The organism is Streptomyces sp. Tek67B01 (assembly GCF_055231995.1).
On record NZ_JBUYUY010000001.1, the window covers coordinates 6,936,176 to 6,962,607 of the forward strand.

Below are 26,432 nucleotides of genomic sequence, written 5' to 3' on the forward strand. Positions count from 1 at the left end.
GGATAGCGGAGGTGGCGAGGTAGAGATCCACCGCGCGCTCACCCACCCCGGTAGCCCGCGATCCGGGCCACCGAGGCGCGCCGTTGGGGCGTCTGGAGCTTAGTTGGAGCTGAAGCCCACACTGCGCGCGGGCAGTGTCGGCGGCCCTGAGGCCTCCCAGGTCGCTCCGACGCCCACAATCGAGAGAAGTTGTTGGCAGCTGCTGTCGGCGTAGACGAAGGCGGTGGCATTCGTGTCGTTGGCCGCGGAGACCGCTCCGCCGGGCAGCGGCAGGCAGCGGTCGCTGGGCGGGCTGAAGAGCGCGTCCTGGCTCCCGGTGTCGTACCTGATGTAGGTGAACTGTCCGTCTGCGGCGGAGGCAGTTCCGGTCATCATCGTGAGCAGGGCAACGGCGCCGCTGACGGCCACCGCCGTTCGGATGGCACGGAAGGGTCATGATCAGCTAACGACTCAGGCGCCCGATGGCGGCCCTGCCCGTCGCCACGGCCAAACCGATGGGCGAATGCACCGCCGTCTCCCACGACGGCAAGCCGTACGTGATCCACCGCCGCTGAGCCGCCCGGCTCCGGTGTTGTCGTCGGCGTCCTCGGCGGCTGGTGTCGTCCTGGTGGAAGCTGGCTGGCGTGCTGGCGCCGGCACGATGTGGGATGGCGCGGCGTTGCCGTGCCGGAGACGTCGCGGGCTTTTGATGTGTGGGGGCTCGGCGGCCTGTGACTGATTCGCGGCTGGCGGCTGCGGATGTCGTTGCGGGCAGAGAGGCCGAAGGCGTGAGGCCTGGTGCTCATGGGGTCGGCTCCGTCAGCGCTCAGGCGTCGCGCTTGATGGTCTTCTCGATCCAGTCCGAGTAGGCGGGAATGCTGCTGTAGAGCCCCGGCCCGGACGAACATGGGACGCCCGGGGCGCCGGGCCCCGATGTGACACCGAGCAGCTCCCACCGCCCGTGCCTGCCCTTTTGCAGCTGGGGCCCGCCGGAGTCGCCGAAGCAGGCCATGGCCTGGGGCACGCGGCTGATCGTGCACAGCCGGGTGCGGTCGGCGTAACCGGGGGCGCACTCAGCCGTGGCGCCCCTGCGGGTGTCGAGCTCCTGCAGCCGGTCCGCGAACTGCAACTGCGTGTCGGATGTGGTGCCGAAGCCCAGGATCCTTGTCGCGGTCCCCGGCCACCCTGCCCGCTTCGCGAGAGGGACGGGGATCTCGGCTACGGGCCGGTCGAGACGAACCAGCGCCATGTCGTCTTTGTTGGCACCGCTCTTGTAGTTGCTCACGTAGCCGGGATGGACCACGATCCGGTCGATGGCCCGGACGGTGCCCCCGGACTTGCGGTGGTCGCTGCCGACGCGGACGATGCCGTCGAGCACGAGGCCCTCACCCTGCACACAGTGAGCCGCCGTCACCACCCACTGTGGACCGATCAGCGAGGCCCCGCAGCTCCCATCGAACAGCCCCATCGACGGAGCCGACTCCGGCATCGTCGCCATGAACGAGTAACGCTCGTGGGCATCGTCCCCATTGACGATCGCTCCGGCGCTCCCGGTCATCACGGTGGCGCACATCGCGGCCGTGAGAGCACCGATGGCCGTGACACGCGCTGCGGCTACGCACGACTTTTTGTTGAACACGGAGAGTTCCATTTCTTCGACGTGCGGAAGGTCCAGCCTCTGTCTCCAAGATCCGCCAAACCATCGGGGCAGCAGGCCATCATGCAGACCGGGTAGCTGCTGCGGCACGGTAGAGGAGTCCCCACCGCGGCAGGTGGCGAGCTCGGTGCGGAGGGAGCGCGGGGCCGGTCAAGCCTCCCCCCACGTCCGGCGAATCCCCATGCGAGCGAATCCGTTCGAGAAGCCATTCGAGACCGTGGCACCATGTACCGCATGACGACGAACCGAAAGGTCCATGCCGCGTAGACGGCCAGGACAGATCCGTGCTGACGCCCCGGGCAGCCACCTGACAACGGGCGCAGGGCCAGTCATCGACGGTCTGTCTTCGCGTGCACTGTCCGAGATCACCCGTCTCGAACACACCCGCAATTATCTGCAGCCAGGCGATGTCAGCAGGGCTGTGGGCCTGTGGAAGAACTACGTCCACCAGCCGGAGCGGGATCTGTGGCACAACTACGAGTGGGGCAACGTGCACTGGTACTGCTGCGGCAACCCCCTCGAAGCGCGAGCCCTCCTCGACATCGTGATGCAGGCCATATCACCGCGAAGTGCCCGTGAACTTCGCAAGGTTGTCAGCCGGTCGGACGCCGTGTGGAACCGTCCATCCCCGCCCTATGACGCGGACGGTAGATAAAGAACAAGTTAGGGTCCTGCCTCCCAACCCTTTGTGGGGCACGGAGGTATGAAGCTTCGCCGATGCTCGTAGACTCGCGACGTGGCATTCATGAGCACCCCGCACCACTGCTTCCTGTGATCGGAAGGCGCTGAGGGCGACACCGGACGGCGTCGCCCTCCTTGGCGTGCCTGCTGCGTGGATCACATACCCGACGCTGCCCGCTCCTTCCTGAGGCGGCGAGGTTCTAAGCGCGCATGCAGGCACGGGTCTCTTCCCTTCACTCCAGGAGTGCTTCGTGCCCGTATCGCTTCCCCCTGCCCTCGACTTGTCCCTCGACCTGCTGCGCTGCCCGACGTGCCGCACGCGCCGCCTCAGCCCCGGCCTCGGCGCGCTGCGCTGCCCGGCGGGCCATACCTTCGACATCGCCCGCCATGGCTATGCCGGCCTGCTCACGGGCACCCGCGCCACCAGCGGCGACGGCGCAGCCATGGTCCAGGCCCGGGACCGGTTCTTGTCCGCCGGCGCCTACGATCCCATCCGGGAAGTCGGGGCCCGCCTGGCGGCCGACACGGTGTCTGAGCGGGCCACGATTGTGGACGCGGGATGCGGCACGGGGTACTACCTGGCCGGAGTACTCGACCAGCTGCCCGACGCCCGGGGTCTGGGACTGGACACATCGGTGCGCGCGCTGCGCTTGGCAGCCCGTGCCCACGACCGAGCGGCAGCGGTCGCCTGGGACGTATTCCGCCCCTTCCCGCTGGCCGACGGGGTGGCCGATGTCGTGCTGGACGTGTTCGCGCCGCGCAACCCGGCCGAGTTCCACCGCGTGCTTCGTCCGACCGGCCGGCTGGTCGTGGTCCGTCCCACCGGGCGGCACCTGGCCGAGCTGCGCGGCCAACTGCCTTCGATGGTCACGATCGATCCGGTCAAGGAACAGCGTCTGCACCGGGCGCTGAACCCCTTCTTCGAGGTGGTCGTCACTGAGCAGGTGCAGTACTCCGTGCCTCTGACCAGGCTGGATGTCCTGGACTTGGTGGCGATGACGCCGAGCGCACACCACGTGAACCGTGCAGACCTGGACGATGACGGCCTCCTGCCCGATGAGGTCACCGTCTCCGTGCTGGCCACCGCCTACCGGCCTCGGTGACCACAAGCGGGTACGCCTGGCACCCTGCCTTCCTCGCAGCGCGGGGAAGGCAGGGTGTCCGTCACGACAGGCCCTTGCTCGACCGCGACCGCGACCGCCAGGCCCACGGCGTCATCGTCGGCGTCTACCCTCCCCGCTCGTGGTGGCGCCTGGCGGACGCCTCGGTGGCTGCGTAGGTGACAACGAGGAACGATTGTTGAGGAGTTTCCGTTCGCTGCTCGCCCTCTCGCCCCGCGCTGCGCGCGGAGCGCTCCCAGGTGGGTCCACCGCCCGGCACCGGCAGGGCCCGCCGTCGTGGCCGGGCAGGGCGAGCAAAATCAGTGGCGTGGCCGGTGCCGGTGGGGGCTGAGCGAATCCCGAAGGGCCGGACCTCAAGCGCGGCTCTCGTATGGGCGCGCCTTCTGGGGTCGAGGTCGCAGGAACAAGACCGGTGGGGGCCAAGGCCGTGTCTTGGGGTGCGGGGGCTTCGAAGGTGGCGCAGCCGGCCCTCCACGCTGGTGGTGGGGCAGGCCGGTCACGCCCAGGCGACGACGCACGCGTTGTAGAGGCCGTATGCGGCGATGGCCGGGATGACGGAGCGCTGCCAGAGGGCGACGAGAGTGGTGATCACGGCGCAGATGGCCGCGTGTGCGACGTTGGAACTGCCACCCATCGCGTGGTATGTAGTGGACGGAATAAACCTGGCCTTGTCCCCAGCGGACGTGAGGCTGGAACGACGGATCCGTGCCGCCTCGCGCGGCAGGGCCCTGACCCCGCAGGAACGAGAGACCCTTGAGCGAATCCGCCCCCCGCGGGAGTATCCGGTCAAGCTGGCCGTCGCCCCACATGAGGGCTCCATAGCGATGCTCCCAGTCGCGCAACTGTACGCGCGGGACGTGCCCGATCTGCAGACGCCTGAAGGAGCAGACCTACTCCAGGTGCTGTGGTGCCCCTTCGACCACCCGATCATGCCCAAGACCGCGCTGTTCTGGCGGGCGGCCGCCACAGTCACCGACATCCTCGCCACGCCCCCAGAACCACCCGCGATGCAGTTCGACAACTACCTTCCCGAGCCGTGCTTGCTCAACCCGGAGCAGGTCACCGAATACCCCGACCACCTGGAACTGACCAAGGAACTCCAGGAACAGCTCGGAAACTGGAGTGTGTGGCAAGCGGCCGACACGGGGGTGGACAGCGCCTACGCTTCATACCCGCAGGAGTTCTACGACGACGAGTTGGCCGGCGCACCTGGCTGGAAGGTCGGCGGCTGGCCTCGCTGGGGCGCCACCGATCCCACCCCACGGCTCTGCCCTATCTGCGACAGCGACATGGATGCCCTACTGACCATCGCCACGTTCGAAGCCGACAACGACAGCACTTGGCTCCCGCACGAGGAACCGGCCGACGAACCATCCATCGGCTTCAACCACACCGCGGTCCAGATAGGCAGCGGCTACGACCAGCAGCTCTACGTCTGCCCGATGGCACCGAAGCACCCCCACGCCGAGCTGATGCACTAGCCGGCCACGCGACACCTAGCGGCACGGTTTGTCCGTTGCCAGCGGGTGATAACGAGTGATCATCGCTTCTGGGCGGGTCGTGGCTCTGTGCGGGGTGGTGGCAGCGGTTGGGTGTCAGCGGGTGGCTGTGCTGGGGAGGGGCTGGGTGAGGCTTCCGATGCCGTCGATCTGGTCGGGTGTGAGTGTCGGTGAGAGTGGCCAGTCGAACTGGCGGGGATTTGGCCAGAGTTTCGTTGCTGTACCCGTGGGATCGAGCTGAGTGACGAGGCTGGTGTGAAGCTGCTCTGAGTCTGCTTCGGCGATGAAGAGTGCGAGGTGATTGATCACAAGGGTCGTCACGTGCCCCAGACTTTGCTTGGGTTCGACGCCGATGACCCAGGTATCCCCGTCTTCGTCGGTTTCCGTGATGGGGGTTCTGGCATTTCGATCGCCATTTTGCAGTGTCTGGTTCTGGCGCTGGGGTGAGGTTCACATGCTGCGGCCCAGACAGTGAGGTTTGCCGGCGGGGTGTTGGTGGTCATGATGTGGGTGCGGTGGTCTTCGGGGATCGTGTAGGGGTCGCCGTTACGCGTGCTCTGACCATGGCCGTCTTGGCCACCCACGTTGCGAGGTCCTCGGCGTCGGCTTTGCCGACGTGGGTGTGCTCACCGCGGAGGAGGGGAACCAGTTTCTTCTCCGCCCTGTTTTCGAGGTCATTCATCCAGCCTGCGTTGCAGTCGCGGCATACATCGTTCAGTTTCTGATCCAGGATCGACTGTGGTATCCCTCGGGACCTCACTACGGGTATGCCGGTTTCTTCATCGGCTTGGACGAGGACTTCGGTCCGCTGCTTGGCTGGTTCCCAGAGGACTTGGTTGTTGAGTTCGCGGCGGAGGACGTGCTCGCCGGACATTTTGACGTCGGGTGCTGACCGGCCACAGAACAGGCACTTCTTCATCTGAGCATGGTGCCTCGCCGACCAGCGGGCTGTCCGGAGGTTTTCCCGTGCAGTCTGCACACCGTCTGGTGATCTTGGCTGCCACGGGGTGACCAGGCTGCCGCCATGGGGCGCATAGCAGCAGGGTGGTTGGCTGTCATGGGGTTGCCCATTCCTGTGGGCGGCCGGCTGGGGTCGGGGTGTGCTGGTGGGTATGGGTGAGGACGGCCGGTTGGCGCGGGGTGTGGTGGTGCGTCGGTTGTTGGCGGTGGATCAGGGTGCGGGGTCGGTGTCGTCGCTGCATGTGCGGGAATACGTTGCGGCCGGGCTCCGCCCGTAGAAGCCGCCGTTGTTCGAGGAGGCGGGGAGCCGGCCCACGGCCGCGAGGTCGGCGCCTGTGGCGTATGGATCGGCTGCGGCTGCGGCAGCTTCACCGCGAACGCCGCGGCTTCTTCGGCCCGCTGGCGGAAGGTTCTGACGGTTTTGAGGTTGAGCCGGGCCGCATGCGCGAGGAGTGCGGTCTGCAGGAGGGGCAGGCGCCGGCCCCGTTGTGCGTCTTCGGGCTCGCCGAGGATGGGGGAGGGGCCGCGGCGTGGCTTCTGGCTCCCGACCCGGATCCCAATGCGGTGTGTGGTGCCCTGCGGGAAACCCACGGACGGCCCGGCCGGCGGCCTGCCCGCTGGGTTCGACACCGGCGCGCCGGCGCGCCGGCGGCCCCGGCGGATCGCTGTATCTGGTGACCTGCCCGACCGGGAACGGGGACGTCCGCGGCGGCATCCGCTGGTCCCTGACAGGCCCGGCCGGGGGCGGCATCGACGTCCAGGCGCTCGCGCACCAGGCGGTCGAGCAGCTGCGCCTGGAGGGCCCGGACATCGGGATCGTGCCGTTCCCGACCGGCGCGGGGTCGTCGGCATGCCGGTGTGGATGTGGAACCGCCCGGGGGCGCCCCGGACTGGGCCGAGGTCGGCGTCCGCGTCGGCCGGTGGTCACCGTCACCGCGACCGCGAAGGTGCGCAAGGTGGTGTGGTCGATGGGCGACGGCGCCGTGATCACCTGCACCTGCACCGGCCCCGAACCCCCTATGGACCCCGGTTCGGCAGGCAGAAGTTGCGATGTGCCGGTTTGGGGTTTGGTGGGGTTTGGTGGTGACAGGCCGTCAGGTAGCGGTGAGTGCTGGTCGTGTGACCGGGGGCGTGTCCGTTGCTGACGCGGAAGTGGTGCTCGGGGTGGTTGTCGCTGTCGTGGGGTGGTACACCACCGCGGTTTCCACTGCCATGGAAGCGGTGCTACTTATCCATGGCGGGTGTGTCGGCCGGGACTGGGGCTTGTGTAGGTCTTCCCGGTCGTGGGGTGTGGGGTGGTGGGGGAGCGGAGTGTGCTGCCGGAGTCCGCGCGGGTGGAGATGCGCGGCGCGGCGGTGGGCCGACTGCTGGCGTTGCGGGCGGCGGTCGGCTGACCGTAGGCCATGTACAGGCGGCCGCAGGGGCGCTGGGAATTCCGGGGCGGACGGTGTGGCGCTGGCTCGCTGCGCCCCCGGTCCCGGTCCCTGGTGGTCCCGGGTGCTCGGCCGGCGCGGGCGGACCGGTTCGTCGTGACGGACGAGGTACGTGCGTTGCTGGCCCTGTGGAAGCGCGGTGTTGCTGCGGTGCAGCGGGCGCCGGCCGAGCGCGCTGCCCGGCAGTCGCCTCCGGGTACTGCCCCGTCGTTGACGACCCCGGCCGCTTTCCCTGAGGGCCCCGGACCGCGCGCTACCGCACCGGAACCGACTTTCGCCTCACCTTCGGCTCAATGATCGCCTTCGCCGATGTGGCCGACTTCATGCTCACGCAGCTCAGCGCAGACGAGTACGTGCACGGCAGTCGCGATCGGCCCCGCGTGAGGGTGACGACACCAAGTGTGCGCCCGTTGACGGCTGTGAGACATAGGCATCCATACAACTGTATTGAACAAGCGTCATATACGTCTGTATAGTCGATCTCGGTGAAAGGACCGCCACCGAACCCGAACCGAGGGAGTACTACCGCCATGACCGTCCAGCCCCCCCGAGCCACCCTGACCGTCGACGGCCGCACCCTGTCCTACCTCGACTTCGGCGGCACCGGCCGGCCCCTCGTGGCCCTGCACGGCCACCTCTCCGAGGGCGCGTCCTTCACCGCCCTCGCCTCAGCCCTCGGCCCCGAGTGGCGGGTGATCGCCCCCGACCAGCGAGGTCACGGCGACTCGGACCGCGCCCCCGAATACACCCGCGCCGGCTACGTCGCCGACCTCCTTACCCTCCTCGACCACCTCGGCGTCGCCCGGGCGGTCTTCCTCGGCCACTCCCTCGGCGCGTTCAACGCCTTCCACCTGGCCGCCGAACGCCCCGAACTGGTCGAGGCCCTGATCAGCGTTGACACCGCCGTCGACCTCCCCGACCACGGCACGAGCCCCCTCGCCTTCGTACTCAACTTCCCCTACACCGCCGCGACCCGCGAGGAACTGGCCGCCGCCTGCGGACCCCTCGCCACCGCCCTCGGCCCCGTGCTGCGCCCGCTTCCGGGCGGCGCCGGCTGGCGACTGCCGTTCCACCCGCAGGACACCGTCGACTCCGAAAACCTCGTCCATGGCGACCACTGGAAGCAATGGCTGGCCACCGACTGCCCCGCGCTCCTGATCCACGGGCTGCGCAGCCAGGTCCTGCCCGCCGAGCAGGCCCAGGCCATGTGCTCCGAGCGCCCCCGTACGATCTACCGCTCCCTGGACACCGACCATTTCGTCCAGCAGGCCGATCCCGAAGGCTTCGCCACCGCTGTCCGCGATTTCCTCGCGAACATCTGAACCACCACCCGGCCGGTGCACAACCTCACACCGCACGGGCCAAGCGTCTGGTCGGGATCGCCGACCAGCTGACCGCCACGCCGCCAGAGTGCTGGAGCAGATCACCGTCCGGGTCGGCCGTGCGGCCGCCGGGATGCTGGACGACGGTATGTCCGCCGGGACGGAGGCCACCGGGCTGGGTACCACCGGCTCCAGGGCTCTGGTCGTGCCCCTGCCCGCCCATGACAGGTAGCGACACGTCGCCCAGTCGATGCCGGTGCGGCGCGTGAGGGCGAGTGTGGCGAGCCGCGCCTGGCCTGACGGTTCCGGCTCACCACAGCGCTGACAGACTGGTGTCAGGGCTAGGCCCACCGACGCGACACCGCCACCGGCCCCCTACGCGGAACCGTGGTCACCGACATGCGATGGCCGGAGACCGAGACCTGAATATCTACCCCTCGCCGCTGGTAGTGCGCCTGGTGGACGGGGCCGGGGTGGCGGTGGATCGCCCGGACGGTCGACTGCGAACAGCTCGGCGCCCGACCGGCGGCGAGGAGCGGATGCGGATGTGGCCGGGAGGGTGGCGGTGGATGTGCCGCCCACCGAACTGCGGGTCGGGGGCCAGGGCTCTGACCGTTGGCCGTTTGGCCGCGATCACGGATCTGCGCTACCGCTACGGCGCCGCCCGCACCATGATCCTGGACAACGGCCGCATCGCCGTCGCGCAGCGCGCGGTGCGCGTCTACCGCCCCCGCACCTGATCCCGGGCCGGCCGGCCACCCTCCGAGGGTCACCGTCCGGGGGCGGGGGTCGCATCACCGTCCGCGGACCGACCGGACGGTGGGAGGCTGGGCGGGTGGATGCTGCGTGGGGGGCGTGTGTACGGGGCGGAGCCGAACGAGCCGGCCCGGGGCGGAAGCCGGGGTACGTCTACGTCGAGCTGATGGGCGGCCCCCTGGGCGGCATGCTGCTCGACGTCACCGGCTGGGACCCTCAAGAGGTCGTCGACGGGGCCATCCTGATGTCGGAGCACGGCGCGTTCGGGCCAGGCGGCCGGTCCGACTACGAACCGGCCGAAGCGGACACCGGCGCCGGCGACGTCGGCCGGTTCCTGTGGCGCGGCGACGTCCCCTCGGCAACTGCCGAATTCCCCTGTCAAGGGGCCGGGGGAGCCCGGCCCGCGTGAGTGCGTCGCCCGCTTTTTGTACTGCTCCAGTCAGTTCAAAAAGACAAGCAGGGATGACCAGTGCACCGGGTCCTTCGTTAACGAATCATGACCGCACGTAGGACGGACACAGCACTCGCGCTGGCAGCAGCAGGCGCGGGAGCGGGGATCACCGCCGCAGCCCCTGCCTCGGCCGGCGGCATCGGCGTGATCTCGTCGCCCGCATTCGACAACAGCCGCGCCATCGCATCCAGCGGATCCCAGGCCCGCCAGACCTCCACCCGCCACACCGGCATCCTCGCTGGAAATCTCGCGCAAATCCCCACCCGCCTGCCACGCAACCATTGCGGTGGAGCGGATGAGGCGACAGCCATCCTTTCGGCGACGGAGGCAGAACTCGTCTGGGAGACCTATGGAGACCAGTGAGGGCGCCGGGGGCGTGGCTGTGCGGCCATCGTCGACCGCCTCACTTTCAACGGCACGATCATCGAGACCGGCACCGACTCCTATCGCCTCGCCACCACCCGAGCACGAGCCGAAGAGCAGGCAAAGGCCAACTGGCAGCCTCTGCCCACTTGCTCTGCGGTCCGCCATCCCTGCGGCGGATGTGTCCGGGGCTGCGCGGCGTGCTATCGGCTCCCCTGCGAGCGCAGAGCGGTGATGAACCAACTGAAGACCGGCGCGAGAGTAGGCGGTACTGGCCAGCCGTTGATGGTCGACAGAAGCTGCCAGTAGCGCTCCGCCCTGGGGTCCGCACCGGTCTCCAATCGAGTGACGAGCCATCGCCGCAGGTCGGCATCGTTGGCGCGTCCGAACGTCTCGGCATAGAGACCGGCGAGGGAATCGACGATGGGCGCCGCCTGGTCGGACTCCGGCTGGATTCCTGCCGCGAGAGCTTCGCCGACCTGCTCGCGCACCGCAGTGGTCAGATCATGATGCAGGCCGGTCGTGTCGCCCTGCGCCCGCTCCGCCGCCTGGTGTTCGGCCATCCTTCGGACGGCGGCCCGGAAGTCGGTGTCCTGGCAGAGTTCTCCGAGTTCGACCCATGCCTCGACCTGTTCGGGTGCCGGATCGTCGGGGATTTGAGGCGTGGCCGACCGCATCATGGCTACGAACTCCGGGTTGGCGTCAAGGCCGCCGAAGGTGTCATCGAGGAAGTCGGTCACCAGCCGCTGCCGTTCGCTGTCGGAAAGCTTGGCGAGTTTGTGCATGAGATCCAGCTCCTCAGGTGTAGGGCCACGCTTGGCTACCGCTCTCAGTACGGATCGACGCAGACGGAGCGTACGAATCTGCTAGTCCAGGGCATCGGCGTGCGCTGAAGCCACTTCGGGGACGGAGACTTCCCGGTCGAGGACCTTCCGGATGACGGAAAGGTCCAGCCCGAGGTCGCGCAGGGTGCGCACGAGATCGAGGCGTGTGAGGGCGTCGATGTCGTAGAGCCGGTAGCCAGCCGGGCTTCGGTCAGTCGGCGGCACGATTCCTGCGTCGGAGTAGAACCGGATGGTCTTCACCGTCAGCCCGGTTCGCCGGGCAAGGTCACCAATCGCGTAGAGCTCGTCGCCGTTCATGTGCTCCACCCTGCTGTCTCCCCCTACTGGAGACACAAGCGGTTAAGCCCTCCGGTTGAACGAACCGGGCCTTCAGTGTCCCGACAGGGATCGCACTAGATCTCCCGAAGTGTCGTTATTTCCGCGGGCTCTGCCCAATTTCCGTGATCGCGTAGTCGTGAGTAACACCGGCTGGGCATGCAGCGAGGATCGATTCGAGTACGCGTGCTGCCCGCATGCCGACCGAGCTGCCGCCGAAGGAGTCTCAGTCGACAAGGTCTCTCGCTTCGTAGCTGGCCAGCCCCCTGGCGAGCAGGGGCGGTACCAGTGCGTTCGGATACCACACCATGTCAGTCAGTGCTGGTGCTCCGGAGAGCCCTCGCCGGTCTATCGTCGGGATGAAGGAACAGTGCGATCGGCCAACGTGAAAAGGTAGCTGGCCGCCGGTTCGCGCAGTTGAGTGATAGATGCAGACGTCGACGTGGTAGTTGATGTTGCCCGGTGGATTCACCACGGTCAGGACCTCAGCTGCCTGCTCGGTGGAAGCCGACTGCCAGTCGAACAGGTCGTCGCTGTTGACCATGTAGGAGATACCAAGCGGTTCCTGCAGCGACTACCTCTCAGCGGCCGACACAAGATCGATGTCGGCGGTCCTGGACATTCGCGGCTCCTGCGGTGGGGCTGATCGATGTCGGAAGCGTTTCACGTGTTGGCATCGGTCATGGAGCGAGGACCCCTCCTCACAAACGCCTGATCAGGTGGGCGGTGGAAGGCACCTGGGAACGCGTCCTCGCCGCAGTTCTGGCAGTGGCCGACGCTGATGCCGCATCGGCGGGACCGTGTCGATGGACTCCACCGTCTGCCGAGCCCACCAGCACGCCGCCGGAGCTAGCCGGGGGCGTCCCGCTGTACTCCGTCCTCAAGGCAACCCTGCTGGAGCGGGGGACACCCGCTGCGGGACGCCGCGCTGGCGCGCCCTTGCGGTGGCCGACGACGCGCAGGGCGATGCGGCGACGCGCGTCCGTCTCGTCGTAGGAGGCGTAGTCGCCGGTGAATACGTCGGCGGCCGGGAGAGCCTCGTCGTCCAATTCACTCGGAGATCCGGCACGGTGGCCCGCAGCGGAGCTCCCCGCCGTGCGGCTGGTGCCGTGCCGGACGACGGGCCGAACGGCTCCCGATACCCACCGTCTACCCATCGCCGGCGACCGGCTGCGGTTGTCGGCTGCGTTTCGCCCCGGCCGCCGTCCCCGCCCGACGACGTGATCGCCAGCCGGCGCTCGGTGCCCGAGAAAATTTTCGCGGTCCGGGGCAACCTTTCCGGGGGCGGTGACAACTGGGTGGTGTCCGGACATGCGGTCTGGTCAGAGGCAACGGCTGAAAGAGAGCATCGACATGTTCCCTCGCCCATCCACGTCGTCGGAGGCGTCGCCCGGCGGCCGCGCCCGCCGTGGTCGAGCGTCGTTCCGCTCGGCCGCTCCGGGGCGGCGGCCGACGCATCGTGGTCGTCGGTTGTACCAGCGTCGGAGTTTCTGGGCGGCCGTCAGCCTGGCGGTCGTGGGCGGCTCCGTGGTCGTGGTCAACACGGCCTCGGCGGGAACCGTGGACACGAGCGCCTGGTACATGCTGGTCAACCGCGACACCGGCAAGGCACTGGACGACCTCGGCTACGCCACGAACGACGGCGCGGCGGTGGTGCAGTGGAGCCGCACCGGCGCGGCGAACCAGCAGTGGAAGTTCATCGACGCGGGTGACGGGAACTACCGGTTGCAGAACCGGAACTCCGGCAAGGTGCTGGACGACTACAACTGGTCGAAGACCGAGGGCTCCGAGCTGGTGCAGTGGAGCGACCTGAACGGCGCCAACCAGCAGTTCCACGTGGAGAAGTCGTCGGACGGCTACGCGCGTCTGATCAACCGCTTCAGTGGCAAGGCCGTTGAGGTCCCGGGCGGAGCCAAGGCCGACGGGGCTCACATCGCCCAGTACCACGACTGGAACGGCCCCCAGCAGCAGTGGCAGCTCGTCCCGGCCGGTAGCGCCAGCGGCACCGGGAACGCGGGGAGCTCCGGCAGCAGCGCCACGACCACCACCCCTGCCACGCCCGGCGGCAGCGGGCCGGCGAGCCAGGCTCCGAGCGGTACCCACCCGGCGTCGGCGCCGCCGGCGCCTGCCGCCGGCGGCAGCGGCACCTCGACGAAGAGTTTCATGGGCAGCAACACGGTGCTCATCGGCGGCTCGATGAACGACGCCTCGGCGAGCGCCGCGCCGTTCGACGTGCAGTACGCCTACGTGCACAGCCAGCCCGCGCCCTCGTCGGACTACTACACTGCGGCCCGTTGCCAGGACGCGTGGACGGGCTGGTGGGGCTGCTGGAACGGCAGCACCACGGCACCCGGCACCTACGTGACCTGGCGGGACGCCAAGGCGGCCCAGGTGACCTATCAGGGCAAGCCGCGCCCGCAGAAGTTCCTCTGGACCTGGTACTCGCTGCGCGACCTTGGTGACGCTGCGGGTCAGGGCGACGGTCCGGGCGAGGTTCAAGCCATCAACAGGGCCGACCTGCTCACTCGATACATGAACGACTACCGCTTCTTCCTCCAGAAGATCGGCACCTCGCACGACATGATCGACATCGAGCCCGACTTCTGGGGCTACGTCCGGTCGCTCGGCAACCCGCACCAGGTCACCGCGCAGGTCAAGGCCGCGAATCCGACGGACTGCGGATCGCAGCAGAACAGCGCTGCCGGCCTGGCCCAGTGCCTGATATCGATGGCGCACAAGTACGCGCCGAACGCGGGCGCCGGGTTCCACCTCACCTGCTGGGACTGGCAGAACAACACGCAGGCTTGCGTCAAGGACTACGCGGACCTCGGGGCGAAGAACGCCGACTTCCTGGCCACCGACGTGGTGGACCGCGACGCGGGCTGGTATGCGCTGCCGGCGAACGGTGGCCGTGACACCTTCTGGAAGGACCAGAAGGCCGCCGCCCAACTGGCGTTCTACAAGACGATGGCCGAGTCGGTGGGCAAGCCGGTGGTCCTGTGGCAGATCCCCCTGGGCAACATGGCGCAGAACAACACCCGCAACCACTACAAGGACGACAAGGTCGACTGGCTCCTGTCGCACATGGACCAGGTGGCGAACGCGCACATCGCCGGTCTGCTGTTCGGTGCCGGACAGCAGGAGCAGACCGCGGTCGAGTCCGACGGCGGAAACCTGATCAACAAGACGATCGCGTACCGCAACTCGGGCGGCACGCCGCTCAAGTAGCCACAGGCAGCCGGTCGGCCCACCCTTCGACGGGGCCGCGTTCATCCCCCCGTCGCCCCGCCGAGCACTTCTCGGCCGGTGCCGACCGGCTGCCGCCGGCCGTAGCGCGCCGGCCAGGGCGCCGGCAATCTCAGTTCATGGCGCGAAAGCGGGAATCGGGCGCATAAGAAGCAAGCCCCAGTCCTCTGGCCTCGTCCGCTACCGGATCGCCCGCCTGACCCATCTCGACCGTGCGACCGGCCGCGTCGTGCGCCGCTACGAACGTGAGCGTCCCGGCGAACTGGTGCACGTGGACATCAAGAAGCTCGGGAACATCCCCGACAGCGGTGGCCACAGGATGCTCGGCCGCCAGGCCAGCCGCCAAAACCGCACGCACGCCGGCTACCAGTAACATCCATACCGCCGTCGGCGACCACTCCCGTCTCGCCATCCCGGAGATCCTGGCCGACGAGAAGAAGGAGACCGCCACAGCCTTCTGAGACCGGGCCCACGCCTACTTCACCAGCGTCGGGATCACCGTCGAACGCATGCTGACCGAGAACGGCGCCTGCTACAAGTCCCACGCCTGGCGCGACCTGCTGGCAGCGGCCGGGATCACCCACAAGCGAACCGGGCCCTACCGCCCGCAAACCAACGGCAAGGTCGAACGCCTCAACCGCACCCTCCTGGACGAGTGGGCCTACGCGAAGCCCTACCCCTCAGAACAGGAACGGCGTGACGAGTTCAACGGTGCCGTCTGGCCCTGCCTGGGCTCCGCCGTCTGGGCCCTGCGCACCACCACCAGCTTCGAAGGCGCGATACGCCCGGCGATCGACCTCGGCGGCGACACGGACACCGTCGCCGCGGTGACCGGAGGCCTCGCGGGGGCGCACTACGGGCTGGACGCAATCCCCGCCCACTGGACCCAGCCGCTCCATGTACCCGTCCCAGGATCGGACGAATGTTGCACCTGGCAGACCTGCTCCACCTTGCACACCGCCTCGCGAACTGCCCGCGCCGACTGAGACCAGCACCCCGAAACCATGGCTGGTGGAACTGGCCGCCTTCGCGGGGGCGCCTTGTCAGTGCCTGCTCCTACGGTGTGGGGCATGAGCATGACCGGGCAGTACCTCCGCCTCACCCCCGCCGAACTCGCGCGCGCCTGCCACGACCCGGACTGGGCCGCCGAGCACGTGCTCGCGCTGTACGAAAGCGACGACGCGGCCGCCGCCGCGCGGGTGCATGAGACCGACAAGGCCTGGCACGCCCTCGACTACCTGTTGCACCGGCGGGGCTTCCCGGTGGACGTGGTCTTCGGAGAGGCGGACCTGCCCTGGCCGGAGGGCGTGGACTGGGGTTACGGCCGGCCCCGGCTTCTCACCGCGGACCGGGTGCGCGCAGCAGCGGATGCCCTGGAGGCTCACGCTCCCGACACTTTGACCGACGGTGTCGCCCCGGCGGATCTGGCCGCCGCGAACGTCTACCCGCAGATCGTCTGGGAGCGCGGCGAGGAAGCGGACTGGGTCGCGGCCCATTGGGCGGAGCTCACGAAGTACCTACGCGCGGCAGCCCGGGAGGGCGACGCGATGCTCCTCTGGATCTCCTGAACCGGGCTGATCAGACCCTTCCCGCGTGGAACAGGTGATACCGGTTAGGGGTGGTCATGGTTCGGGGCGCTGGGGCGTCAGTCCCGTGAACCCGTCTTGCTCGTGCCCACAGCCGGCGTCTGTCCGTCCCGTGTGGCCGGCGCGCTTCGGTTCTCCCCGTGCCCGTGCCCCCGCAGGCGCACGTCTCGCCCCAGGGTGGGGCGACGTCGTGCAGACCGGGTTCCCCCTGCGCCGTGACTGCCGGCGCTCGACTTCTCGGACTGGAGCCGGCTGCGGCGGTAGCGCGGCGCCTCCTCAGGCAGCCCGCTGGTCCTCCTGTCTTGCGGCGAGCGCGACGGCTGCGCTGACCTGCCGGTGGCCGTCCTCTCCGCGGGACCAGATCCACGCCTGACGTTCACGCGGGAACTCCGTGCTCACGTAACCGAACTCCATGACGGCGACGGCATCGGACATCCGCCAGCTCAGCATCGGGCCCGATGCTTCGAGAACCTCACCGAGGTCCTCCAGGTGCCGGGCGACAGCGAGGCCGCGGCCGTCGATCGGCCACGGATCCCAAGCCGAGACCTCGTCCATCACGGCGTGGGACTCGATTCGGTGGATCATGGACGTCTCCGTCTCTTGGAAGACACCGTCGCCGGCGGTGTTCTCGGCTCCCACGCGGCCGTCGGTGTGGAGGAGGTAGCGGATCGGGTGCGCGGCCTGTGGTCCGTGCCAGTCGAAGAACCAACCCCGAACGGGATGGGCCCAGGCGTTCGATCCCAGCTCGTGGCTCCAGTCGAGACTGCTCTCTGAGCGCCCGTGAATCGCGTCCGCGAGACTTCTTCGCACGGTGTAGCGCAGTCCGCCGAACTTCTGAGCGAAGCCCTCGCGCCGGATCACCAGTTCCAGCGGTGCGGCGATCAACCGGCCCTTGTTGTCGCGGACCCGCAGCAGGTCCGTGGGAAGTCTGGGCTCCGTCGGCTCCTGCCGATGTCCGGTGCGGTCGAGCAGGGCGAGGGCGCGCGGCGACAGACCTGAACGGTCGTCCGGGATGTGCATGTTCTTCTTCGACTTGAAGGATGCGTCAGCGAACGCACCCTACCCGGCTGGGCACAGCACTGTGCAGCCGAGTCGGAGTGCGCAGGGGGCATGTGTGGTGGGTTGTGGGGAAACAGGGTGGCATGAACACCATCATGTCGTCCGGGGCGCTGTAGCTGGCCGGTGACGGCCGGCCCGACCTGCCGGGATGGGGCCGGGTCGTCCTCCTCATCGTGTGGGCCAGGGGGCTCGTAGTGGTCCTCCTGAAGTTGCGGGCGAAGCACCGGTGACGTTGATCCCCTCGGCAAGCCGCGCCTGGAGTCCGTGATCAAGCCGAGCGGTGCCGCTGAGTCGAGGCCGCGTCTGTCGGTGGGCGCCAGGTGCCTGGAGCATTGACTGGTCGCTGGTAGATGACACGGGCGAGACTCCGTGAGCATGGACGGCACGATTGCCCAGCGCGTTGGCGAGCTCGATGCGGATTCGAGCGAAGCGGCAGAAGACGCCCAGCATGTGCTGATCGCCATGGGGCCGCAGGTGCTGGCCGAGTTGATCGCGGCAGCGCCTCGCCTGAGGGCGTTCGGGCAGCTCTGTGCCATCGAGGTCTTCACTGCGCTGAAGGATCCGCAGAGGGGAGGCGTGCTGATCGGACTGCTGGACAGCGAGAACGACACCGTGCGCCAATGGGCGGCGGAAGCCTTGGCGGACCAGGATATCCAGCGCGCGGTGCTGGCTCTCCAGCGAACCTATGAGGCCTTCCGGCAGCGAGGCGAGGCTCCCGATAACAGCGAAGGAGAGGCACTTCGCTGGGCGCTGACGCAACTCGAGGCCCGCGAGGTGGTGATCCCGCCGCGGGCTGCCGCACTGCGGGTCTCGCCGCGGTGCTTGGGTCCGGCACGGCCGACGGCTCACCTTGCTGCGGTCATCGAGGATCTTGCCGCTCACGATCAGGCGGTGCTCTATTTCCGGGTGTGGCAGATCAAGCCCAACAATTTCTGGCGTCAGGGTCCGGGCCTCGACTGGGGCATCGACCGCCGGGTGAGTTCGCCGCATCGTGCGACGGGGTCAGTCGTGGTCGGGGGTAGTGCCGGGGCCGAGGGTCCGTCGGCCGGGCATGTCCTGGTGGTGCTCCTCGACGTCGGCCGGGGCGGGCGGGGGCGTGTGGGTGCCTTCGGCGGCGAGTCGGGTCCGGCGCGCGCCGTGGGGTTCGGTGGCGGGTGTGGTGGGGCGGGGGCTGGTGCCCTGTGGGCGGCGCTCGATCATGCGGCCGGTCTTCCCAGCGCCCGGCCCGTGCCGGTCAACTGGGAGGAACCGCGGAGGGGAGAAACCTGAGGGGAAGCCTTGGGGGAACGTAGAGGGGGAGGCCTCGGGGGAACGTAGAGGAGGAAGCCCAGGGGGAAGGTGCAATTCCGAGGGTCTCGCATTTTGGCTGGTCAGACCGTGGTTTCCGACTGGTGACTAGCCGGACTTATATCTGTGGAGGGGGTAGAGGGTGCTGCACCGGCCGGTGTGGGGCGGAGTGCCCGGAGGGGTCTGCTGTGCGCGTCGTTACGGTGGCGTGATCTTCGGCAGGTCGGGAGGCTCGGGTGCGGGTTCGGACGGGGTTACGGGCGATCGGTGCGGCGGCGGGTTTGGTCCTGGTGTTGGCGGGCTGCGGGAGTCCTGTGACAGACGCGAAAGCGGCTGTGGGGCCGTCTGCGGCCTCCGCGTCGTCGCCTGCGTCTGCTCTCCAGGTGGGGGAACGCGCGGCTGTCCTGGAGGCGTACAGGGCGATGACGGCGGCCGAGGAACGCTCGTACGTGGTGGCGAAGCCGGACCCCGAACTGACCCGGTACGCCACGGACAAGGCGTTGGCGGACATCCAGGCCACGGTGTTCTGGCACCAACAGGACGGCACGACGATGCGCGGCACCGTCAAGCACGCCCCGGTGGTCGCATCCCTCGACACCGCCTCGGACCCGCTGCGGGCGACTGTGACGGACTGGGCCGACACCGGCGACTACAACGAGATCAAGACCGGTGACGGCTCCCTGGTGCCGTAGTCGGGCTCGCCGCGGCATGTGGTGACCTCGACCGCCCAGCGCACCCGTATGGGCCCCTGGTTGGTCTACCAACTTCGCCGACGACATCCTCGCCGCATGTGGAGTTCGGCCTGGACGCCGCTACGGGCCGGACGGTTCTGGGCTGCCCCCCGACTGTCCCAACCCCGAGCGCAACAGGTACCTGATCTATGTGGCCCGCCGCCACGGCGTGGCCGCCGCCGGTCGGCGCCCGAGACCGATCGGGTGACGTCCGAAGGCACGGGCATGTCGGCCGTGCGCTCCCCGCACCTGCGGTCGAGGCTGGAGGCCCATGAACACCTCACCCATGCCCGACACCCGGTTGGACGAGCGCTACAGCGACGAGGAGGCGGCCGCCGTACGGTGGCCGACGGCCGTGGCGGAGCTGACCGCGGCCGAGCTGTACTGGCTCACGACCGTACGTCCCGACGCGCGCCCGAACGTCACGCCGCTCATCGGCGTCTGGGCGGACGGCGCGCTTCACTTCTGCACGGGTCCGCACGAGCGCAAGGCCGAGAACCTCCGCGGCAATCCGAACGTCGCGCTCACCACCGGAAGCAACTCCCTCCACGCCGGTCTCGACCTGGTCGTCGAGGGCGAGGCGGTGCGGGTGACCGACGCCGGACGGTTGCGTGCGCTCGCCGCGGCGTCGGAGGCGAAGTACGGCGCGGAATGGCACTTCGACGTCGGCGACGGCGTCTTCGTCAACCCCGGTGCCGGGGAGGCAGTGGTCTTCGCGGTCACCCCGCGCACGGTCTTCGGCTTCGGCAAGGCCCCGTACAGCCAGACCCGCTGGCGCTTCGCCTGAGGTTCGGCGCCGGGCGGGTCCAGGTCACGCGTGACACAGCGCTAGAGGCTGAGAGCGTCCTCGGCGTTGTCCATCCAGGCCGTCACGGAGTTCTTGTCGGGCGAGACGTACAGACCGGGAGTCGACGCCTTCAGCGGGGTCTGCTCCAGGTCCGACTCCGTGTTCAGGGTCAGCCCGATCGAGTTGACGGTCTTGCCCTTGCCGTCGTTGGCGCCGCCCATCAGCCCGGCGTACGCCGACTCCCCCGGGTCGAGCCTGATCGCGTCCTCGATTCCGGGAGCCGTGCCGCGCTCGGTGGCCCGGCCGGCCAGGTCCCCGAAGGTCACGATCGGATGCCCCAGTGCCCTGCACGCCTTGGTGCCCTTGTTGGTGATCTTCAGCAGGTAGCTGCTCGTCGTGGGCTCCGCCAGGGTCGCGGTGAACTTCATGTCGAAGGTGCTGCACGGGAAGACGTCGAAGCCGGGATCGGTGGCGGGCTTCGGCAGCTTCGTCGGCTTCGACGTCGTCGACGGCTTGGCCGACGCGGTCGGCTTGGTCGGCGTCGGCGGTGCGGCCGGCGTCGCGGACTTCGCCGGGCTCGCGGTCGACCCGCCGGCCCCGCCCCCCGCGGTGTCCTCGGAGGGCCCACAGGCAGTCAGGGCGGCCAGTGCGGATACGGCGGCGAGGACGGCAGCGGCTCTGTGTACGGTGCTCATGGTGTGGTTCCCCCCGATGAGAAGCGCGAAGTGCGCCAGCTGGACTGGGCCTGAGGAGTCGAGCTGAGCACCAGCGTCCCGCAGAACCTTCACAGGTTGATGACGGTGTCTTGTCGAGTCCACCACGATCGCCTCGGCGCGCCGCGCCTGCGGCGCGAGCCAGTGCCGCCTCAGGCAACGTTCGCCCCCTCCGCGTGTGCTGTTCTCCTCGTGTGCTGTTCGTGAGGGGCCGGTGCTCAGGTCCGGGGAGCGATCTCTTCGAGGTCGTCGACGGGCCGGACATGATGTCCCGGATGGGTGCAGTGAGGTGCTCTGCGGGCCAGTCCCACCAGGCGAGGTCGAGGAGACGGGCGATGTCGTCGTCGTTGTGGCGGGTCCGGATGAGTCCGGCCGGGTTGCCACCGACGATGCACCACCCTGGCCGACACGGTCGCCGCCGCCCTCACGCTCGTCACGAGCAGCTGCTGATCCCCACCGCACCACAGCCAGCCACCGAGGAGGAATCATGATGGAACGCGTGTACCTCAACAACCGCAGCGGCGAGCGCCGCATCCACGTCGAGATCGACGAAGCGGAGATCGCCGAACTGCGCGCCGAGCTCGGCGACCCGGCCACCGGCTCCTTACGGCAGCTGGTCGAGATCCTGGACGCCGCGCAGCAGCGCTTCGGCCACGGCCGACACGAGCGCGGCACCGTGCAGACGCCGAACGGCACCTGAGGGACCGTCGACCAGATCCGGCCCGAAAACAAGAGCCCCGGACCTCGCGTCTGGGGCTCTGCTGTGGCCAGCTGTTCGCGGCCTTCGGGGAGTCAGTCTGTCTCGACGTAGGCGACCAGGACCAGGGTGCCGAGGGCGGTCGGCACGTACAGGATCCGGACGCCGCTCTCGCGGTGCTCACGGATCGCGCCGTGCTTCGACAGTACGCCGATCTCGGGATTCCTGGAGATGGCCACCAGTACGGGGTCGAGGCGGAGGCGTTCGGCCTCCGTCATCTTCTCGATCTGCTCCTGCGCCACGTCGTAGAAGACGGTGCGGACGCGCTTAGGTGCGTGCCGACCCATCAGGCGACGTGCGAGGTGGGAGCGGAGTCGTCGAGCGGGGGCTGCCCGAGGTTCTCGCGCAGGTCCTCCCAGGAGGTGACCCGGTCCAGATCGACGCCCTCGCCGGCCAGGCGCTCCAGGACGTAGGCGATCCGCGGGGTCGCTGTCAGCCATTTCCCGCGCGTCGGCCCGCAGGGCCTCCTGCTCGGCCGGGTCGAAGACGATCCGTGCCGGGGCCGAGGGTCCGCCCGCCGGGCACGTCATGGTGGTGCTCCTCGACGTCGGCCTGGGCGGGGGCCGGTGCCCAGCGGGCGGCGCTCGATCATGCGGTCAGTCAGTCTCCCAGCGCCCTGGACTCGCTCGGTCAGCTGGGGGGAACCGTGGAGGAGGAAACCTAGGGGGGAAGCCTAGGGGGAACGTAGGCGTGGATCCCTCCGGCGTGGTCCGTTCAATTTCAGATGCCCAGGTGAGGGAGCTGGAGACCCCGCGGTGATTCCGCAGCGAGCAGGTGAAGTCGCCTTCGGGCCAGAGGTCGAAGGGTTCGTCGATGGAGTGGATACCCAGCGCGACGCGGTAGCCGGTGAGTATGGACTGCAGGTGCTGGAGCGAACCGTCGGGCAGCCACATGCCGGGACGGACGCGGATCTGGTCGAGGAAATCGTAGACACAGTCCCTGTTTCGCGGTGCAGCCACAAGGCACCGGAGCATGTCCGGAACCGGCGCCCTCCGAGTCGATGCGGCTGTTCAAGCCATCGACTTCTCGAGTTGTGTGCCCGTAGGACAGGCTCGGATCGGCGTCTCGGAGGTGTCGGTGGCACCCGAGACCGGTTGTTGGTCATGGTTGGATTGCCGTGCATATGATCACACGGGGGTGGCTCTGGTTCCCCGGGTCGAGAGTGAAGCTGAGCGCTACGTGGGGGGACTGCGGTGCTGACCTATACCAAAATCATGACCACCGATCTAGGTCTACTGACGACTGCCGCCTTCAAATGGGAGGAGATGGCAGGTGAGTTCGCGAAGGTCGAGACCAGGTATGGGGACAGCGTCCAGAAGATCACCACAGGCGGGAGCTGGTCCGGCGTCAGTTCCGGGGTGGCCCACACGAACTTCGCGGCGACCCGCTATGAGTACTCCGCCGCACAAGTCCAGGCCAAGGCGATAGCCAGCCTTCTGCGGGAGGCCCACGAAAAATTCACCGACCTCAAGCAGAAGCTCGAAAGCGCCCGATCCGATGCCATGGGCGCCGGCATGACCGTCTCTGAGCAAGGAAGCGTCGCCTTCGACTACACCAAACTCACCGCCGCCGAGCGCAGTGCCTACCACCATGACCCGGACGGCGAGGCGTCCATCCGGACGGCCGTCAGCCAATGGCAACAGCACATCGACGATCGCGTGAAGGCCCTCTGCGAGCTCGACGCGGGTGTCAAGGTCGCCCTGGAGCGTGCGAGCGTCGACAGTAACAAGGACGCTTTCGGCAAAGGCGCAGACGAGTCCTACAGCGGGTTCAACGCGGGCGCCGAAGGCGACTTGACGAAGGCCATGAAGCCCGACGAAGCCAACGCCGGGACTAAACCGGACAGCAAGACCGGGGTCACCTCCAGCGGGCCCAAGTACGGCAAGGAAGGTTCGGTCAAGGCGTACGCGGACCTCTTCCACGAAACCGCAAAGGGGTCAGTGACGGAAGGGGACCTGAAACTTTCCGGGATCGCCGACATCTACGGCGGGGGCAGAGCAACCGCCAACTACGGATTCACCGACCAGGGTGCTTCCGCCAAAGCCGAGGCGTCAGCAGGAGTACGGGGACTGGCCGAGGGGCGGGCCGAGTACGGCTATGTCGGGCAATACGCAAGGGCGGAGGGATTCGCCGGCGCCGAGGTGGGTGTCAGCGCCAAGGCGACGAAGGATGAGGTCTCCGTCGGAGCCAAGGGGTTCGCCGGGGCCAAGGGGACCGTCGCTGGAGGCGCTGAGGCGTTCGGGATCGGCGTCGGTGTGAACGCCGAGGGCTGGGCCGGCCCGGGCGCGGAGGCTTGGTGGGGCTACAAGAAAGACAAGGAGACCGGGGTCTACAAGATCGGCGGCGACGCGGGTTTTTCCCCCATCCTTGGCGGCAAGGTGGGACTCGAAATCACCGTGGACCCGCACAAGGTGTCGAACGCCGTCGGCGACGCAGCCGACGCATTGGGCGATGCGGCCCACGCGGTCGGCGGCTGGTTCGACTGATGCACGACCCTATGGAAGGAAGGCTCTAGATGCCCGCGACACTGCCCGTGCCGATCGAATTCCGCCTACCCGAGGGCTGGCTCCCGGCCAAGCCGAACGCTCTCGCCGCAGACGACGTGGCCTTCGCCGCAGTGCATCCGCACCCGGATGCCGGATTCACCGCCAACATCACCATCGACGGCAGCATCCCAACGGAGGCCGAGACACTGGCCGACCTCGCCGACGAATCAGTGGAGCGACTGCGGCACGCCGCCGACTCGGTGGAGGTGACCCAGCGCCGAGAGGTCGGACCGGCAGACGCACCGGCCCTGACCCAGCACGTGGCCTTCACGGTCGGCGCCGGCGACGCGCGCCGCGACCTCATCCAGTCCCAGGTCTATCTCTCCCTGCAGGACAGCACGGACCCGCGTAAGCGTGCGGTGATCCGGCTCGCCTTGACCACCACTGCAAACCAGCACGACTCCGTCCTGCCGGCATTCCAGGAATTCGTGCGCACCGTGCGCCCAGACAGCAGGGCAGGGGAATAGCGATGAGTCGCTTCACGGACAGGTGGACCGGCACCAAATATCCACGCAACGGCATCCCCCTGCGGTCGGCCCCGGAAGTCAAGGCTGCACTCCTCGCGGTCAACGGCCCAAACGTCAGGTTCATCGTGCGGGAGGGAACCCCCAAGGAAGGCGCCGACCTGGTGGCGGAGTTCGAACATCCGCCTCTGGACGTAACCCTCAAGACTCGGATGCGTCTGATGCCCACAACGCACGAGGTCCGTGTCCTTGAGGAGCGGTGGGAGCCGACGGCCGACGCAGCCCGTAGACAGTACGGACGCGGACCGGCGCACAAGGTGTACCGGCAGTGGGAGAAGCAGCAGGAGGCGGACGGCCGCCCACACAAAGTCGAAACGTTCCGGTTCGCCACCCAAGACATGAGGATCCCCCTACAGCAAGTGGTCCTCGGCGCGGGCTGGACATGGCGCGGCGTGCTGTTCAAACTTTAAGCTTCTTCCTGGGTCTGATTTGATCACAGCCGGTGGCGGTCTCGGGCAGTCTGACCCTTCGCCACTTTGTAGCGAGCCACGGCTTACTGGTGTGACCGAGTGATTCACGGAACCACTCAAGGGGCCCGCTCGCAGCCCTCTGGCCGCCCCAGCCCAAATGCACGGGCAGTACACGACCAACGCTGCGGCCGACCGCTTCGGCCTGGGGACTGCGGTCACCGAAGGCGCTCTACGCCGGCTGGTAGCGGTGGCCGCCAGGGGCTTTAGAGCTGCCTGACGATCACGAAAGCGGCGAAGGTCACAACGGCAATGGCAATGGTTCCGACCAGTCCGACTACGGTCGGAGTCAGCCGGTCTCGGAACTGCTTGGATGGCCGGACCCGTGCGGTCTGGTCCGTGCTCAGCTCCCACCAGTTGACGACCCGTTGGAAATGCTCGTCGAAGTCGGGGGAGGGGTGCATGTCGCTGCGGTAGAGCCCGGGCAACGAACGACGCTGGCCGCTCGACAGGAACATCCGGACCGCGTGCGACGACGAACCATGGCCCTTGATCTCGCGCACGTCAATCCACTGGATCTCGTGCCAGGGGTACGTGCGGCCGTGCCCCAGACCCCAACAGATGGTTATTCCGTCGGCCCCTACCCTGCTCCAACTCCGGCACGACAGGAGGACAAGCGGGGCGAGGAGGGCGATGGTCCCGCCCACCATCCAGTAGAACTTGACCGCGCCGAGCCGGACGAACGCTGCGACCCCCTCGACGACCAGGAGGACAAGTGCCAGCGCCACGGACGACTTCCGGACGCCTCCGGCCCCCTGACGGGAAGTTCAGTTCGATCACACTCGGCACACTACGCCTCGGGCCTCGGCCGCCGAAACGTGCGCTGACCTCGGCTGGCGGCCAGGTGCACCGTGAATGCACGGCAAAGCTTCGACGCCGAGGTCGACCGGGTCGTCCTTCGTCTGGGCGACGATTCGTCGCCGGGAAGCCATGAGCGGGGGCTAAGGTCGATGGAGTACCTCCCTGTGGGTACCGACCGCCACGGACGGGCTTGGTGGTCCCGGCGGGACATCGAAGCCCGCCGGGACGTACCGGACCAGCGGCAGTACAACCCCGGCGCACAACCTGGTGATCCGCGTAACCGTGCCCCGCGGCTGCGGAACGACTCCCGCGTCACGGAGGTGGCCGCCCTCCTCCTTCTCGGGCCGGTGGCCACGGGCGACGTCGCCCAGCGCTACCAGGTGGGAGAGCGCACGGCGCAGAGGATCCTCGCCGCAGCCCGAACCCAGCCCGAGGAGTAGGACCCGCCGAAGGGGCCGCAGGGGGCAGTGTCCGCAAGGGACGACCACCTGGGACCAGGCCGACCCAGGTGGGCCTCGGGGTGCGCGCCCGGGGCCGACCTCGCGA

Annotated in this window: 26 protein-coding genes and 3 pseudogenes; 18 read left to right on the forward strand and 11 right to left on the reverse strand. The window is 68.4% G+C overall.

Translation table 11 applies throughout. The features are described from left to right. Window positions 1-99: 99 nt before the first annotated feature. Together ACV7NM_RS31635 and ACV7NM_RS31640 are read right to left on the reverse strand one after the other, a co-directional pair. The gene (locus tag ACV7NM_RS31635; RefSeq protein ID WP_463413525.1) at window positions 100-375 is read right to left on the reverse strand and encodes a hypothetical protein; all 276 of its coding nucleotides are present in this window, start codon (window positions 373-375) and stop codon (window positions 100-102) included. Window positions 376-805: 430 nt separating this feature from the next. Continuing rightward, entirely contained in the window at window positions 806-1,630 is an 825-nt protein-coding gene (locus ACV7NM_RS31640) for a S1 family peptidase (RefSeq protein WP_463414135.1), read from the reverse strand. A 938-nt stretch (window positions 1,631-2,568) separates the two neighbouring features. Between ACV7NM_RS31640 and ACV7NM_RS31645 the strand changes: the two genes are divergently transcribed. Next, a complete protein-coding gene (locus ACV7NM_RS31645) occupies window positions 2,569-3,420 on the forward strand; it encodes a methyltransferase domain-containing protein (RefSeq protein ID WP_463413526.1) in 852 nt (283 codons plus the stop codon). A gap of 514 nt (window positions 3,421-3,934) precedes the next feature. On the opposite strand, the gene ACV7NM_RS31650 is transcribed toward ACV7NM_RS31645, so the two are convergent. Beyond that, window positions 3,935-4,072 carry a hypothetical protein gene (locus tag ACV7NM_RS31650; RefSeq protein WP_463413527.1) on the reverse strand — a complete coding sequence of 46 codons (138 nt, stop codon included), beginning with the start codon at window positions 4,070-4,072 and terminating at the stop codon, window positions 3,935-3,937. Between the two features lie 223 nt (window positions 4,073-4,295). Between ACV7NM_RS31650 and ACV7NM_RS31655 the strand changes: the two genes are divergently transcribed. Further along, window positions 4,296-4,919, forward strand: a complete 624-nt coding sequence (locus ACV7NM_RS31655) for a hypothetical protein (protein WP_463413528.1) — start codon at window positions 4,296-4,298, stop codon at window positions 4,917-4,919. A gap of 114 nt (window positions 4,920-5,033) precedes the next feature. Here the strand turns inward: ACV7NM_RS31655 and ACV7NM_RS31660 are convergent, their stop codons facing one another. Beyond that, entirely contained in the window at window positions 5,034-5,258 is a 225-nt protein-coding gene (locus tag ACV7NM_RS31660) for a hypothetical protein (protein WP_463413529.1), read from the reverse strand. 178 nt (window positions 5,259-5,436) lie between these two features. After that, window positions 5,437-5,856, reverse strand: a complete 420-nt coding sequence (locus ACV7NM_RS31665) for a hypothetical protein (protein WP_463413530.1) — start codon at window positions 5,854-5,856, stop codon at window positions 5,437-5,439. A gap of 2,004 nt (window positions 5,857-7,860) precedes the next feature. On the opposite strand from ACV7NM_RS31665, the gene ACV7NM_RS31670 reads away from it, so the two are divergent. From ACV7NM_RS31670 to ACV7NM_RS31690, 5 genes and pseudogenes are all read left to right on the forward strand, one after another. Beyond that, entirely contained in the window at window positions 7,861-8,652 is a 792-nt protein-coding gene (locus ACV7NM_RS31670) for an alpha/beta fold hydrolase (RefSeq protein ID WP_463413531.1), read from the forward strand. Between the two features lie 88 nt (window positions 8,653-8,740). Next, entirely contained in the window at window positions 8,741-8,884 is a 144-nt protein-coding gene (locus ACV7NM_RS31675) for a hypothetical protein (protein WP_463413532.1), read from the forward strand. Between the two features lie 603 nt (window positions 8,885-9,487). After that, window positions 9,488-9,817: a hypothetical protein gene (locus tag ACV7NM_RS31680; protein WP_463413533.1), complete on the forward strand. Its 330-nt coding sequence runs from the start codon at window positions 9,488-9,490 to the stop codon at window positions 9,815-9,817. Window positions 9,818-9,904: 87 nt separating this feature from the next. Further along, on the forward strand, window positions 9,905-10,222 hold the full coding sequence (locus ACV7NM_RS31685) for a chaplin family protein (RefSeq protein ID WP_463413534.1): 318 nt from the start codon (window positions 9,905-9,907) through the stop codon (window positions 10,220-10,222). Window positions 10,223-10,234: 12 nt separating this feature from the next. Further along, a pseudogene (locus ACV7NM_RS31690) lies at window positions 10,235-10,321 on the forward strand (IS21-like element helper ATPase IstB); the annotation flags it as partial. Window positions 10,322-10,425: 104 nt separating this feature from the next. On the opposite strand, the pseudogene ACV7NM_RS31695 reads toward ACV7NM_RS31690, so the two are convergent. Further along, window positions 10,426-11,364 (reverse strand): annotated as a pseudogene (locus ACV7NM_RS31695) (MerR family transcriptional regulator). Between the two features lie 244 nt (window positions 11,365-11,608). Further along, complete coding sequence (locus ACV7NM_RS31700) at window positions 11,609-11,926, reverse strand: hypothetical protein (RefSeq protein WP_463413536.1); 318 nt, start codon at window positions 11,924-11,926, stop codon at window positions 11,609-11,611. 971 nt (window positions 11,927-12,897) lie between these two features. On the opposite strand from ACV7NM_RS31700, the gene ACV7NM_RS31705 reads away from it, so the two are divergent. The 3 genes and pseudogenes from ACV7NM_RS31705 (at window position 12,898) to ACV7NM_RS31715 (ending at window position 16,196) form a co-directional block, all read left to right on the forward strand. After that, a complete protein-coding gene (locus ACV7NM_RS31705) occupies window positions 12,898-14,610 on the forward strand; it encodes an RICIN domain-containing protein (RefSeq protein ID WP_463413537.1) in 1,713 nt (570 codons plus the stop codon). Between the two features lie 190 nt (window positions 14,611-14,800). Further along, a pseudogene (locus ACV7NM_RS31710) lies at window positions 14,801-15,548 on the forward strand (ADP-ribosylglycohydrolase family protein); the annotation flags it as partial. 150 nt (window positions 15,549-15,698) lie between these two features. Further along, a complete protein-coding gene (locus tag ACV7NM_RS31715) occupies window positions 15,699-16,196 on the forward strand; it encodes a YfbM family protein (RefSeq protein ID WP_463413538.1) in 498 nt (165 codons plus the stop codon). Window positions 16,197-16,490: 294 nt separating this feature from the next. On the opposite strand, the gene ACV7NM_RS31720 is transcribed toward ACV7NM_RS31715, so the two are convergent. Beyond that, window positions 16,491-17,234, reverse strand: coding sequence for a hypothetical protein (locus ACV7NM_RS31720; RefSeq protein ID WP_463413539.1), 744 nt, complete (start codon window positions 17,232-17,234; stop codon window positions 16,491-16,493). A 414-nt stretch (window positions 17,235-17,648) separates the two neighbouring features. Between ACV7NM_RS31720 and ACV7NM_RS31725 the strand changes: the two genes are divergently transcribed. The 3 genes from ACV7NM_RS31725 to ACV7NM_RS31735 all read left to right on the forward strand — a co-directional run bounded on the left by ACV7NM_RS31725 (window position 17,649) and on the right by ACV7NM_RS31735 (window position 20,078). Next, on the forward strand, window positions 17,649-18,542 hold the full coding sequence (locus ACV7NM_RS31725) for a HEAT repeat domain-containing protein (RefSeq protein ID WP_463413540.1): 894 nt from the start codon (window positions 17,649-17,651) through the stop codon (window positions 18,540-18,542). Window positions 18,543-18,943: 401 nt separating this feature from the next. Continuing rightward, window positions 18,944-19,252: a hypothetical protein gene (locus ACV7NM_RS31730; RefSeq protein ID WP_463408253.1), complete on the forward strand. Its 309-nt coding sequence runs from the start codon at window positions 18,944-18,946 to the stop codon at window positions 19,250-19,252. A 310-nt stretch (window positions 19,253-19,562) separates the two neighbouring features. Further along, window positions 19,563-20,078: a pyridoxamine 5'-phosphate oxidase family protein gene (locus ACV7NM_RS31735; protein WP_463413541.1), complete on the forward strand. Its 516-nt coding sequence runs from the start codon at window positions 19,563-19,565 to the stop codon at window positions 20,076-20,078. 41 nt (window positions 20,079-20,119) lie between these two features. On the opposite strand, the gene ACV7NM_RS31740 is transcribed toward ACV7NM_RS31735, so the two are convergent. Continuing rightward, window positions 20,120-20,773 (reverse strand): DUF4232 domain-containing protein, encoded by a 654-nt coding sequence (locus ACV7NM_RS31740; protein WP_463413542.1) that lies wholly within the window; start codon window positions 20,771-20,773, stop codon window positions 20,120-20,122. A gap of 505 nt (window positions 20,774-21,278) precedes the next feature. Here ACV7NM_RS31740 and ACV7NM_RS31745 point away from each other — a divergent pair. After that, window positions 21,279-21,491, forward strand: coding sequence for a hypothetical protein (locus ACV7NM_RS31745; protein WP_463413543.1), 213 nt, complete (start codon window positions 21,279-21,281; stop codon window positions 21,489-21,491). Between the two features lie 92 nt (window positions 21,492-21,583). Here ACV7NM_RS31745 and ACV7NM_RS31750 read toward each other — a convergent pair whose 3' ends face one another. Then, window positions 21,584-21,835: a hypothetical protein gene (locus ACV7NM_RS31750; RefSeq protein ID WP_463413544.1), complete on the reverse strand. Its 252-nt coding sequence runs from the start codon at window positions 21,833-21,835 to the stop codon at window positions 21,584-21,586. A 927-nt stretch (window positions 21,836-22,762) separates the two neighbouring features. On the opposite strand from ACV7NM_RS31750, the gene ACV7NM_RS31755 reads away from it, so the two are divergent. Genes ACV7NM_RS31755 through ACV7NM_RS31765 form a run of 3 tightly spaced genes read left to right on the forward strand, consistent with a single transcriptional unit; the run spans window position 22,763 to window position 25,028 of the window. Beyond that, window positions 22,763-24,034, forward strand: coding sequence for a hypothetical protein (locus ACV7NM_RS31755; protein WP_463413545.1), 1,272 nt, complete (start codon window positions 22,763-22,765; stop codon window positions 24,032-24,034). Between the two features lie 29 nt (window positions 24,035-24,063). Next, entirely contained in the window at window positions 24,064-24,561 is a 498-nt protein-coding gene (locus ACV7NM_RS31760; RefSeq protein WP_463413546.1) for a hypothetical protein, read from the forward strand. A gap of 2 nt (window positions 24,562-24,563) precedes the next feature. Further along, on the forward strand, window positions 24,564-25,028 hold the full coding sequence (locus ACV7NM_RS31765; protein ID WP_463413547.1) for a hypothetical protein: 465 nt from the start codon (window positions 24,564-24,566) through the stop codon (window positions 25,026-25,028). A 263-nt stretch (window positions 25,029-25,291) separates the two neighbouring features. Here ACV7NM_RS31765 and ACV7NM_RS31770 read toward each other — a convergent pair whose 3' ends face one another. Continuing rightward, window positions 25,292-25,813: a hypothetical protein gene (locus tag ACV7NM_RS31770; RefSeq protein WP_463413548.1), complete on the reverse strand. Its 522-nt coding sequence runs from the start codon at window positions 25,811-25,813 to the stop codon at window positions 25,292-25,294. Between the two features lie 237 nt (window positions 25,814-26,050). On the opposite strand from ACV7NM_RS31770, the gene ACV7NM_RS31775 reads away from it, so the two are divergent. Beyond that, the gene (locus ACV7NM_RS31775; RefSeq protein WP_463413549.1) at window positions 26,051-26,326 is read left to right on the forward strand and encodes a hypothetical protein; all 276 of its coding nucleotides are present in this window, start codon (window positions 26,051-26,053) and stop codon (window positions 26,324-26,326) included. The last annotated feature ends 106 nt before the right edge of the window (window positions 26,327-26,432 follow it).